Genomic DNA, 12,803 nt, shown 5'->3' with positions numbered 1-12,803 from the left:
CTATGTCACAGGAATTTAATGTTGTCGTTTTAGGTGCATCGGGCGCAGTGGGTCAAACAATGATAGAGATCCTCGAAGAGCGTAATTTCCCGGTTGCCAATTTGTACCCTTTAGCCAGTAGCCGCAGCGCAGGTGAAACGGTCAGCTTTCATGGCAAACAAATTACCATTCTCGACGTAGAAACCTTCGATTGGACCCAAGCTCAAATTGGTTTCTTCTCCGCAGGGGGTGATGTTTCCGCCAAATGGGCACCGATTGCCGCTGAAGCGGGTTGTGTTGTTATCGATAACACCTCGCACTTTAGATACGACATCGATATTCCTTTGGTCGTACCCGAAGTGAATCCCCATGCTATCGCTGATTTCCGCAATCGCAATATCATCGCTAACCCAAATTGCTCAACCATTCAAATGCTGGTGGCGCTTAAGCCTATTTATGATGCCTATGGTATCAGCCGCATTAACGTGGCAACGTACCAGTCAGTTTCGGGTACAGGTAAAAAAGCCATTGAAGAGTTAGCGCATCAGTGCACTAAACTGCTGCAAGGTTTGCCTGCTGAAGCCGAAGTTTATCCAAAGCAAATTGCTTTTAACGTATTGCCGCAAATCGATAAATTTATGGATAACGGCTATACCAAAGAAGAAATGAAAATGGTCTGGGAAACCCAGAAGATTTTCGGTGACGATGAGATTTTAGTGAATGCAACCGCGGTACGTGTACCTGTGTTTTATGGTCACTCGGAAGCCATTAATATCGAAACTCGTCAGCCTGTCGATGCAGAAGACGTTAAAGCTTTACTGCGTAATGCCGAAGGAGTGGTATTGTTTGAGTCAGATGATGACTATCCAACGGCTGTAACCGATGGTGCTGGTACCGATCCGGTTTATGTTGGCCGCATTCGTAAGGATATCTCTCATTCTCACGGAATTAACCTGTGGGTGGTGTCAGACAATATTCGTAAGGGCGCAGCCTTGAACAGTGTGCAAATTGCCGAGATCTTAGTGAGAGATTATTACTAAGCACGAGATTGCATTTCATGCCCATTGAAAAAGCCTGCTGTCAGCAGGCTTTTTTTGTTTTACAATTGTGAACAGTAGCAGGGCAGGGATTTCTGGTTTATAGTAATCTCAATAAATACAATTGCCTAAAGCCTGTTATCAGCGAGATAACTTTATAGCGCTTCAAAGGGAAGGATTGATGAAATTTCGCACTTCGTATCTTGTGGGTCTAATGGCCACTGTTTTAGCTGTTTCTTCTACCGCTTATTTTATTGATCCCGCCGTTGCAGCAGATACGCCAAGATTAAAACCCTTAAAAATCATGGGTCCAGACGGACAGATCCGTCAAGTTAATCATCAATATGGCCCAACGACATCCAGAGACACTTTTTGGAGCATAGCGCAAAAAGTCCGTCCCGATGCCAGTGTCAGCGTCTATCAAGTGATGGCCGCGCTATATGATGCTAACCCCCATGCGTTTAACTCTTCCAGCTACAACAGTTTAGAACGTGGCATGATCCTGCTGATCCCGTCTAAAGAAGTCATGCTGTCGATTCCCAATAGTATGGCGATAGCAAGAGCAGAGCAAAGCGACAGACAATCCCGTGCGCCAGCGAAAGCGGTGCAGAAACCTGCAGCTAAAGTGACCACGCAAGCGCATGTTACTGCTCCTGTCGTGATTGCTGAAACCAAAGTGATCACTGAAACCAAAGTGACGCCGCCCAAAGTGCCAGTGGTAGAAACACCGGCGCCAGACAAGCCTAAGATGCTGAGCTCTGATGTAACGTCGCGCTTAGAAGCAGCTGAAAGTAAAAATCTGTCATTAACCGATGAATTAGCTCGCACCCAAGATCAACTCACTGTCCGCACTTCAGATGTTGAAGCGCTAAAAGTGAAAGTTGAAGAATTGAATCAACGCATTGCCGTGCTAGAAGAAACCCTGCAAGCCAGCAAACTGCAAAATCAAGCTTTGAAAGCCGAAGTTGAAGCTGCCCAAACGCCAGAGATGGCAACGGGAACGGCTGAAGCTGAGACTCTGGCCCCTGCTGAGCCCGATGATTTATGGCGTAATATCCTCAACAGTCCAGTGTTAATGATTGCTGCCGCTGTGATCCCTGCCTTGTTCTTGTTACTGGCGGTGTTCTGGTTGCTGCGCCGTAAGCGTAATAAAGAACGTCGTGAAATGCAGGCGCAAGAAGCGGTGATGGCCGCGGGTGCTGCTGGCGTTGCCGGTACTGCCATCATGGACATGGATGATGACGACTTAGATGATATGGCGGTGCATTTAGATACCGACCATGCCGACTCTATCGATAGCCTGCTTGATATGGGCAGCGTCGATTTACAACCTGAGCAAGATTTGACTGACTCAAACGATCAGATGGATATGGCGTCTGAAATGTTTGTCGATCCGGGTCTCTCTGCCGAAGCTGAGGTTGAAGACGAAGGGCAATCTCTTGATGACCTGTGGGCCGAAGCCATGGGCGATCAGGAAGAGGATATTGTTGAGGAGAAACCTAAATCTGACAATATTCTTGAGGAAGCCGATCTCGATGCACTATTAGCGGGCCTAGGTTCAGAAGACAGCACTGAAGCTGAAGACGATTTAAGTGAATTAGAGCGAAACTTTGCTAGCGATTTAGCTGAAGAAGACGTTGAAGTAGAAGATACTCAAGCTGCCAATGAAGCCGTCGCTGATGACGATGATCTCGATGCCTTACTTGCCGAGTTTAGTGTTCCTGCTGAAGATCCAGAAACGGCAAAAGAACCTGCAACAGAATCTATTGAGTCTGACGATGAAGATCTCAGTGCCGCCATCGCCGCAGAACTCGATGATGAGCTAGATGATGAACTGGGCGGAGAAGAGGTTGATGATATCGATGCTCTATTGGCCGATTTCGATAAATCAATGCCAACCGCTGAACCTGAAGTCGAATCTGATCTTGGCGCTGAAATTGCTGCCGAGTTAGATGCCGAACTTGATGAGCTGGGCGTAGAAGATACCGACGACATCGATGCCTTGTTAGCAGATTTCGATAAACCAGCAGAACCTGAAGTTGAGCCTGATATTGGCGCTGAAATTGCCGCCGAGTTAGATGCTGAGCTGGATGAGCTTGGCGTAGAAGACACTGACGATATCGATGCGCTGTTAGCGGATTTTGATAAACCAGCAGAGCCCGAAGTCGAGCCTGATCTGGGGGCTGAGATTGCCGCCGAGTTAGATGCTGAGCTTGTTGAGCTTGGCGTCGAAGACACTGACGATATCGATGCGCTGTTAGCTGATTTCGATAAACCAGCAGAACCCGAAGTCGAACCCGATCTTGGCGCTGAAATCGCCGCCGAGTTAGACGATGAACTGGATGAATTAGGCGTAGATGAATCCGATGATATCGATTCGTTGCTGGCGAGTTTTGATGCTGAGCCTGAAATCAAAGTTGATGCTGAAGACGATGCCGAAAACGATACCGAAGATGATGCGATCAGTGCAGAAATTGCCGCAGAGCTAGAAGCTTCGTTACCGGAAGATATCAAGGGCGAAGCGTCAGGCGATGAAGATTTAGATGCGCTGTTAGCTGAATTTGATGTGCCAGAGCAACTCGATGCCGATGAAGATGAATTCGACTTCGATATGGAAACGGCGCAGCTTGATGCGGACGATAACGCCACAGATGAAGACAATTTACTCAAAGGTATTGGTGCGTCTCACTCGATTGATGGCACTGATGATACTTTCTCGTTAGTTGAAGAGTTGGGTGAAGATGATGATTCTGACGCCCTGACTACGGCAGCAGCCACTTTGGCAGCCGCTACCGCGGCAGCGAGTGTTAAGGAAAAAGAGTCTTCTTTCTTTAATGATTTAAAAGCCAATAAGAGCAAAGATCCCCACGTGCTTGATTGGGACTCAGAGCTTGATTTTGCGCCTAAGGCCAAACCTGCTGCGACGCCAGCCGATGCCGCCGCTGAAACGGATGTCGATGATGTCGAGCCTAATGCCGATGCTTCGCTAGCTGATACGCCTACTCCGGATGATGCGACTCAAGAGAAGCCGATTAAGGCGACGCGTAACGATGTTGATTTTAGTGAAGATTTTAAACTCGATACCCAAGAGGATGCTGACGATTCTGAGCAAGGCCTCGATTTAAGCGACGACAATGTACTTGCTGCTTTCACGGCCAATACCGATTTTGATGACGATGAAGATGTACTGACGTCGGAAGACAGTTTCTCACTCGTCGATGATCTCACAGTCGATGAAGCGTTAGCTGCACTCGATGCTCAAGAGTCGCGCAAAGCGCAGAAGAAGTTTGTTCCTGAGCATGATTTAACGAATTTCCAAAATGAAAACGGCTTTATCGACATCGACAAGTTGTTGAATGATGCCGATGAAGACGGCACTGATACCGATTTGTATTCGGAAGTCGACGTGGAAATGAGTGATGTCGGAGCCTTAATTGGCGATGCCGCTATGATTGATGTCGATGATGAAGAAAACTCAGTCAACGCTAAGCTGGATTTAGCCCGCGCTTATATCGAAATTGACGACAGCGACAGCGCCAAAGCCCTGCTCAAAGAAGTGCAAATTGACGGTAATGAGCGCCAGCAAGATGAAGCCGGACGTTTACTCAAAGAGATGAGTTAATCCCGATTGAGAGAGTTTCAACCTAACGGCGCCTTCAGCGCCGTTTTTTTTATGGGCTGCTGTGATAAAATGCGCCGCAAAATCAATTGTGAGGAAAAGTGGATGCGGATTGCATTAGGTATTGAATATGACGGCAATGGTTATTTTGGCTGGCAACGTCAGGCCGAAGTCGATTCAGTACAAAGGCAATTAGAACGGGCGTTATCGATAGTGGCTAATGAGCCTATCGGCGTCTTCTGCGCTGGTCGTACCGATGCGGGCGTGCATGCCACAGGCCAAGTGGTTCATTTTGAAACCAATGCCATTCGTAATGAAGGCGCATGGACCTTAGGGGTGAATGCTAATTTGCCCGACAATATTGCGGTGCGTTGGGTTAAAGAAGTCGACGACAGTTTTCACGCGCGCTTTTCGGCTACCGCCAGACGCTACCGTTATGTGATTTACAATCACAGTTTTCGCCCTGGGATTTTACGCCATGGTGTCAGCCATTATCACGGCGATATTGATGCCGATAGAATGCACCAAGCGGCGCAGGCACTCTTAGGCGAGCAAGATTTTACCAGCTTTCGCGCAGTCCAGTGCCAGTCAAAAACGCCGTTTCGTAATGTACATTGCGTCAATGTTACGCGCCAAGGCATGTATGTGATTGTTGATATCGCCGCCAACGCCTTTTTACATCACATGGTGCGCAATATCGTCGGTTCATTATTAGAAATCGGTTTAGGCAATCAGCCGCTGACGTGGATGGGTGATTTGCTCGCGTTAAAAGACAGAAACCAAGCCGCAGCAACGGCTAAACCCCATGGGCTTTATTTAGTTGATGTGACTTATCCAGAACAATATCAATTGCCTAAGCTCGCCCTTGGGCCATTATTTATGTTGGATTGAAAAGATCTTATTTGAGAGATTATCGAATACGAGGATGTACGGACATGCTAACAGCGCCAGCGTCAAATGCAGCATTGGAACAGTGGTTGGATTATTTGTTATCCATACATCCAACCGAAATCGATATGGGATTAACCCGTGTTTCTAAGGTCGCGCAAACCCTTGGCCTATTAGATTTAGGCCAAAGCAAGATAGTCACAGTGGCAGGGACGAATGGTAAAGGCACGACTTGCGCCATGCTGGAAAATATTCTGCGATTATCGGGTTTGACTGTGGGCGTATACAGCTCGCCGCACATGCTGAAATACAACGAGCGAGTGCGTATTAATGGCAGCGACGCCAGTGATAGCGCCTTTGTCGCCGCCTTTGAACAAATTGAAGCGGCGCGCGCCGAGATTTCCCTGACCTTTTTTGAATACGCCACGCTTGCGGGCCTGATACTGTTTAAAGCCGCCAAGCTGGATGTAGTCATCTTAGAAGTCGGTTTAGGTGGACGGTTAGATGCCACCAATATTATCGATGCCGATATCAGCGTGGTGACCTCGGTCGATTTAGATCATGAAAGTTATTTGGGGAATACCCGTGAACTCGTCGGCCGTGAAAAGGCGGGTATTTTCCGTCACGGTAAAGCTGCTATTGTTGGCGAGCCCAACTTGCCGCATACCGTCAATGATGTTGCCAATGAGGTTGGTGCCATCTTGTATCGCGTCGGCAACGAATTCAGTTATCAAGTCCATGGCAATCTGTGGGACTTTCAAGGCCAAGTGCTCAAACTACACGATTTAGCGTTACCGACCTTGCCGCTACCTAATGCGGCCACGGTATTGGCCGTAATTGAACAGGGTTGGCCGAATATCGCGCCCGCTATTATTGCCGAGGGTATTAGCACGGCTCGGTTAACCGGTCGATTAGAGCGGGTGAGTGAGCAGCCGTTAGTACTACTTGATGTGGCGCATAATCCCCATGCGGCGCGTTTTTTGGTGCAGCAATTAGCGCCAATGGTTGTAGGTAAGCGGGTGTTTGCCCTTTGTGGCATGTTGAAGGATAAAGATATTGCGGGCGTGTTGCCTGTGCTCCATCCTCTGGTCGACACTTGGTATTTAGTGAGTCTTCATGGGGAGCGTGGCGCGAGTTCTGCCATGCTACGCAAAACCTTAGCACCCGAGGCCAGCGCATTTGAGTTTGAGGGCATAGCTGAGGCATGGTCGGCATTAAAAGCGCAAATTAACCCAGATGATGTGGTAATTGTGTTTGGCTCCTTTTACACTGTGGCAGGTTTTAAGTCTCAATTTATGCAGGAAGTCCGTTTTGTCTAGCCAGTTTCATAATCGTTTAGTCGGCACTGTGGTGCTGGTTGCGCTTGGAGTGATTTTTTTGCCGGATATTTTGGATGGCAAAAAAGATCGCCAAGAAGAGCAATTTTCTGAAATACCTTTGCGTCCGACTGTGATTGAGCAGCAAAAAGCCGACGATGATATGTTTGAAGTCTTGTCGGCCGAAGATGCTGCCGCGCTGAGTGGGGCAGATGTCGCATTAGCTGAGACAGGCAATAATGCAGACATTGACAAGTCAGCTGCCATCGCTAAGCAAGACGTTAAGGCGGACGTTAAACCTGAAGTGAAGAAGCCAGAGGTTAAGCAAGCAGAAGTTAAAAAGCCGGAAGCGAAACCAGAACCTAAAAAAGAGCCACCTAAGGCGACGGTAAAAACGGAGCCCGCTAAAAAAGCTGAGACTAAAGCGCCAACCGTCGCTAAGACTGAAAAGCCCAAAGCAGAAACGCCTAAAGCCAGTGCTGCCAGCCGTGACAGCTTAAAAAGTGGCTTTACCTTGCAGCTTGGCAGTTTTAACAATGCAACCAATGTTAAAGCCTTGATTGCACAGCTACGTAAGAGTGGTTTTAAAGCGTACACTATCCCTGAAAATCCTAAAGATGGCGTATTAACCAAAGTGTTTGTCGGGCCAGATGTGTCTGAGGCAAAGCTGAAGAAAATACAAATTGAGGTGGAAAACCTCACGCGTCTTAAGGGCTGGATTGTTCCTTTTAATCCCTTAGAATCTTAATGGTGATATAAGATCAGCGACTGAAAATGATTTATTTACCTCTCTAGGGGTGAGAATCGTTTCAGTCTCTGGTAGAATCGCGCCGTCTTAAAGCCCATGTCGGAAAGCCATCTCAATGGTTTGGATTGATTACGCTATCATATTCGTCATCGGATTATCGACTCTCATCAGTCTAATCCGCGGATTCGCCAAAGAAGCCATGTCCTTAGTGGTATGGTTCGCGGCTTTCTTTGTTGCCAGCCAATTTTACCAAGATCTTGCCGTTCACTTAACTCAAATGAACGATGAGATGCTGCGTAATGGCGTTTCTATTGCCATCCTCTTTATTACCACTTTGGTACTCGGTGCCTTAGTTAACTATATTCTCGGACAACTTGTTGTCAAAACCGGATTATCTGGCACTGACAGGCTTTTGGGCTTGTGCTTCGGTGCTATTCGAGGCGCGCTTATTGTTAGCGCCTTGTTGTTTTTCATGGATGCTTTCACAGGCTCGCCCAACACCCAATGGTGGAAGGACTCTGTGCTAGTGCCCGAATTTGGCGTTGTCATTCAATGGTTTTTTGACTATTTGGAAAACACCTCCAGCTTTGTACCCAAACTATAAGAAAGAAAATTAATTAATCCTAAGTGATGGAAAGTAGCAATCGCTTAGGTATGTACGTCACTCCTGTTCAAGGGTTTATGCCTAAAAACAGGGTAACTGTGAGCGCAATAGCAAGTTTAGGCGTGCGATTGCGATTAACAGGTCAGTGACGGGATACCTTGGCGACCGATAGGTAGCACTTAAGCCGAAAGGCTAGAGGTTTACTTTATCATTTGCTTATATTTCAACATGAAAGGGCATAGAACATCTTACAATGAGGAAGCTTACCCATGTGTGGTATCGTCGGAATAGTTGGCCAATCATCGGTTAATCAGACCATTTATGATGCACTGACAGTGTTGCAGCACAGAGGTCAGGATGCGGCAGGTATTGTGACCATTGATCGTGGTGCTTTCAGACTGCGTAAAGCCAATGGTCTGGTCAAAGACGTTTTTGAAGTCAAACACATGCAACGCCTACAAGGTAATGCAGGTATTGGCCATGTGCGTTATCCAACAGCGGGCAGTTCAAGCGCATCTGAAGCGCAGCCTTTCTATGTTAACTCGCCATTTGGGATCTCTTTAGCCCACAACGGCAACTTAACCAATACAGTCGAATTAGCCGAAGGGCTGATCAAAAAACGTCGCCATGTGAACACCACTTCAGATTCTGAAGTGTTGCTCAACCTGTTGGCCGACGAACTGCAAAAAACTACGAGTTTGACCCTGACGTCGGAAGAAGTGTTCGATGCCGTCGCTAACGTACACCAGCAAGCTCGTGGTGCCTATGCGGTTGTGGCTATGATTATCGGTCAAGGCCTAGTCGCGTTCCGTGACCCATTTGGTATTCGTCCTCTGGTGTTAGGTAAGCACGAAACGCCAACGGGTACTGAATATATGGTCGCTTCTGAAAGCGTGGCACTCGATGCCGTCGGTTTTGAAGTGATGCGTGATGTGGCGCCAGGTGAAGCGATTTACGTGTCAATTGATGGTCAGCTGTATACCCGTCAATGTGCAGCAGAACCTAGCTACGCCCCTTGTATCTTCGAATTCGTTTATTTTGCCCGTCCAGATTCGACTATCGATAAAGTGTCTGTTTATGCCAGTCGCGTAAACATGGGCGCTAAGCTTGGCGAGAAGATTAAGAAAGAATGGTACGATCATGACATCGACGTGGTGATCCCTATTCCTGAAACTTCTTGCGATATCGCGCTGGAAATTGCCCGTTGCATGGACTTACCATACCGCCAAGGTTTTGTGAAAAACCGTTATATTGGTCGTACTTTTATCATGCCGGGTCAACAGGAACGTAAGAAGTCAGTGCGTCGCAAGTTGAATGCGATTAACACTGAATTCAAAGGCAAAAATGTCTTGCTGGTGGACGACTCTATCGTTCGCGGTACGACGTCTGAGCAAATCATCGAAATGGCCCGTGAAGCGGGTGCCAAGAAAGTGTACTTTGCCTCTGCCGCACCGGAAATTCGTTTCCCGAACGTATATGGTATCGACATGCCAACGTCAAACGAGTTGATCGCCCATGGCCGTGATGCCGATGAAATCGCTAAGTTAATTGGTGCCGATGGCATTATTTTCCAAGACTTACCTGATTTAATCGAAGCGGTAAGAATGGAAAATCCAGCGATTAAGCGTTTCGAAACCTCTGTTTTTGATGGTCATTACATCACTAACGATGTAGATCAAGCGTATTTAGATCACTTGACGCAACTGCGTAATGACGATGCTAAAGCGGATCGTAACAAAGATATAGGTACTAACTTAGAACTGCATAACGTCTGTCACCCATAAGGTGAAACGTTAGGCGGATAAAAAGCCAGTGATAATGTCATTGGCTTTTTTTATGGCTTTTTTATGGAGCGTTAACCGCCACTTGGGAAAGGTATCGCGATTGGGCGAGGGGGAACATCTATGAGTGTTTGTTCTCGACATCCGCATGCGAGGCTGCTGATCTTTTCAGCCATAGGTTTTGTCGTGTTTATCCCCAGATCCACAGCAGCATCCACACCCCGAATAAGCTGCTTAAGCTATGGCGGGTGACTTGGTGTTTTAGCAGTAGCGATAAACTCACCGCAATGGGCATTACTAACATGAATCCCCATGCTAAAGGCATGTCGATGATTTTCATTTGTCCCAGCCAAGTGCTGGTGAGCATGCTTATCGCGAGTAACATCAGGCTATGAAATAGCAGTAACTGATTGAATCTTAATATCAATGCTGGACTGATTGTCATCGTCTGCCGCGCATTTATTGCAAATTGTCTCATAGCCACTCCTCTAAAATTTAGTGTATTCTAGTAGTTGTTGAGAATTATTCGCAATTGAATTTACACTTGAGCTTTGGTATTTAAGCTCGGTTTGCCACAGAAATTTGCACTCATCGGGCGTTTGGGCTAAATTATACTGTAATTATATCCAGTGCCTGGTGTTTGTATGATCCTCTATATCGCAGAAAAACCTAGCCTAGGGCGGGCCATTGCCGATGTATTGCCTAAACCCCATAAAAAAGGCGATGGATTTATCGAAGCCGCCAATGGCGATTGCGTGTCTTGGTGTGTCGGTCACTTGCTCGAACAAGCAGAACCTGATGCCTATAATCCCGAATTTAAGTCGTGGAAATTCGAGCACTTGCCAATAGTGCCTGACAAGTGGCAACTAAAACCTAAGGCCGCAACTCGCAGTCAACTCACAGTGCTAAAACGATTAGTCAAACAAGCCAATACGCTGGTCAATGCGGGCGATCCCGACCGTGAAGGGCAGTTACTCGTGGATGAAGTGATTGCCTATCTTGGCGTGAGGGGTGACAAGTTACATCAAACTCAGCGTTTACTGATCAGCGACTTAAACCCACAAGCCGTAAAACGGGCGCTAACGCAGCTGCGCAGTAATCGAGAGTTTATTCCTTTGTCCACATCGGCCTTAGCCCGTAGCCGCGCCGATTGGCTCTACGGCATGAATATGACCCGCGCGTACACTATCCAAGGTAAAAAGGTTGGTTATCAAGGCGTATTGTCCGTCGGGCGAGTGCAAACGCCTTTACTCGGGCTAGTGGTGCGCCGTGATGAAGAGATTGCTAATTTTCAATCTAAACCTTTCTATGAAGTGCTAGCGCATTTGGCGACCGAAAAGCAGGAAAACTTCAGCGCTAAGTGGCAACCCAGCGAAGCTTGTCAGCCCTATATGGACGAAGAAGGGCGAGTACTAGCCAGAGGGTTAGCGCAAAATGTGGTGAGTCGCATCAGTGATAAACCCGCCTTAGTCACTCAATTAGTGGCTAAGGACAAGAAACAGAATCCGCCATTGCCCTACAGCTTATCCGCGTTGCAGATTGATGCGGCGAAACGGTTTGGCATGAGTGCTAAGGATGTACTCGATACCTGCCAGAGTTTGTATGAACGCCATAAACTCATTACCTATCCCCGCTCCGACAGCCGTTATTTACCCGTCGAGCAACATAGCCTAGCGCCGTCGGTTCTTAGGGCGATTAGCGGTGGTGCCGCTGAGTTACTGCAAGGCGCCGATGCCCCCGATCCACGGCTTAAATCCAAGGCATGGGATGATAAAAAAGTGGATGCCCACCACGCCATTGTTCCTACCGAGAAGACGGCTAACTTATCCAACTTGAGTCAGCGTGAGAGGCAGTTATATCTTCATGTTGCCCGCCAGTACTTAGCCCAGTTTTATCCGGCCTATTGTTACAGTGAAACCACAGTACAAGTGACAATAGAGGGCGGCTTATTTAATACCAAGGCGCGTCAGGATAAATCTCTTGGCTGGAAGCTGCTCTTTGCCCGCCAAGAGCCAAATGGTAGTAAGCCGAGTGGCAACAAGTCGACGGAGGAAAATGCGGGTAAGGATGATGAGGAGAATGACGAGTTTATCGGCCAATTACCGCCTCTGAAACTAGGTCAGGCTTTGCATTGTACTCGAGGCGAGTTACTGGAGAAAAATACTCAGCCGCCAAAGGCCTTTACCGATGCCACTTTACTCAGTGCTATGACGGGGATTAGCCGTTACGTAACCGACCCTGAGATCCGTAAAATTCTCAAAGAAACTGATGGCTTAGGTACTGAAGCCACCCGTGCAGGCATTATTGAACTACTGTTTAAACGCGTTTTTTTACAACGCTTAGGTAAATCTATCGTTTCGACGGATGTGGGTAAGGGATTAATTAACAGCTTACCCGCGAGTGCAACAACGCCTGACATGACTGCCCTTTGGGAAGCAAGCTTGAACGGTATTTGTCATAAAGAAACCTCCTATCAAGCCTTTATGCAACCGCTGCTCGGTACTTTATCCACGCTTATTCACAATGCAGGAGCACAACTGCCCACCGCGCTTAATGGTTTAAAAGGCCAAGGTTATCGTAAAACGGCTGGGAATAAATCCGGTTATCGTAAGTCGCCTTACCGTAAAGCCTCTAGCTCGACAAAACGCACTGGCACGGCAAGTACCGCTAAAACAAGTACAACAACAAGTAGCAGTGCGAAAAAGTCGAGTGCGAGTTCAGGGACTCGGAGTCGAACACGCAAAGTGGCTTCTGAGGTTTGATAGGCACGAGTATCATTGGTTTTAGGGGCATTTCCGGCCATTAAATGGCTGGAAATAGCCCTAAATTTT

At 47.5% G+C, this 12,803-nt stretch carries 9 protein-coding genes; 8 read left to right on the top strand and 1 reads right to left on the bottom strand.

Annotation, left to right across the window (positions count from 1 at the left end):
* Window positions 1–2 precede the first annotated feature (2 nt).
* From AC5YB3_RS03365 to purF, 7 genes are all read left to right on the top strand, one after another.
* Entirely contained in the window at window positions 3–1,019 is a 1,017-nt protein-coding gene (locus AC5YB3_RS03365; RefSeq protein WP_006085463.1) for an aspartate-semialdehyde dehydrogenase, read from the top strand.
* 178 nt (window positions 1,020–1,197) lie between these two features.
* Complete coding sequence (locus AC5YB3_RS03360) at window positions 1,198–4,638, top strand: FimV/HubP family polar landmark protein (protein ID WP_494526563.1); 3,441 nt, start codon at window positions 1,198–1,200, stop codon at window positions 4,636–4,638.
* Window positions 4,639–4,740: 102 nt separating this feature from the next.
* Window positions 4,741–5,526, top strand: a complete 786-nt coding sequence (truA, locus tag AC5YB3_RS03355) for a tRNA pseudouridine(38-40) synthase TruA (protein ID WP_494526562.1) — start codon at window positions 4,741–4,743, stop codon at window positions 5,524–5,526.
* A gap of 44 nt (window positions 5,527–5,570) precedes the next feature.
* Window positions 5,571–6,842 (top strand): bifunctional tetrahydrofolate synthase/dihydrofolate synthase, encoded by a 1,272-nt coding sequence (gene folC / locus AC5YB3_RS03350; protein ID WP_259524135.1) that lies wholly within the window; start codon window positions 5,571–5,573, stop codon window positions 6,840–6,842.
* A complete protein-coding gene (gene dedD, locus AC5YB3_RS03345; protein ID WP_259544644.1) occupies window positions 6,835–7,587 on the top strand; it encodes a cell division protein DedD in 753 nt (250 codons plus the stop codon). The genes folC and dedD overlap by 8 nt, the downstream gene beginning before the upstream one ends.
* Window positions 7,588–7,702: 115 nt before the next feature.
* Window positions 7,703–8,191, top strand: coding sequence for a CvpA family protein (locus AC5YB3_RS03340; protein ID WP_006082220.1), 489 nt, complete (start codon window positions 7,703–7,705; stop codon window positions 8,189–8,191).
* Between the two features lie 269 nt (window positions 8,192–8,460).
* Window positions 8,461–9,975: an amidophosphoribosyltransferase gene (purF, locus tag AC5YB3_RS03335; RefSeq protein ID WP_006085457.1), complete on the top strand. Its 1,515-nt coding sequence runs from the start codon at window positions 8,461–8,463 to the stop codon at window positions 9,973–9,975.
* A gap of 187 nt (window positions 9,976–10,162) precedes the next feature.
* On the opposite strand, the gene AC5YB3_RS03330 is transcribed toward purF, so the two are convergent.
* Entirely contained in the window at window positions 10,163–10,450 is a 288-nt protein-coding gene (locus tag AC5YB3_RS03330) for a hypothetical protein (RefSeq protein WP_494526561.1), read from the bottom strand.
* Between the two features lie 166 nt (window positions 10,451–10,616).
* Here AC5YB3_RS03330 and AC5YB3_RS03325 point away from each other — a divergent pair, with 166 nt between their 5' ends.
* Complete coding sequence (locus tag AC5YB3_RS03325; RefSeq protein ID WP_494526560.1) at window positions 10,617–12,734, top strand: DNA topoisomerase III; 2,118 nt, start codon at window positions 10,617–10,619, stop codon at window positions 12,732–12,734.
* Window positions 12,735–12,803 lie beyond the last annotated feature (69 nt).

The organism is Shewanella sp. 1311, from assembly GCF_059338235.1.
This window is presented reverse-complemented; position numbering and strand designations above follow the sequence as displayed.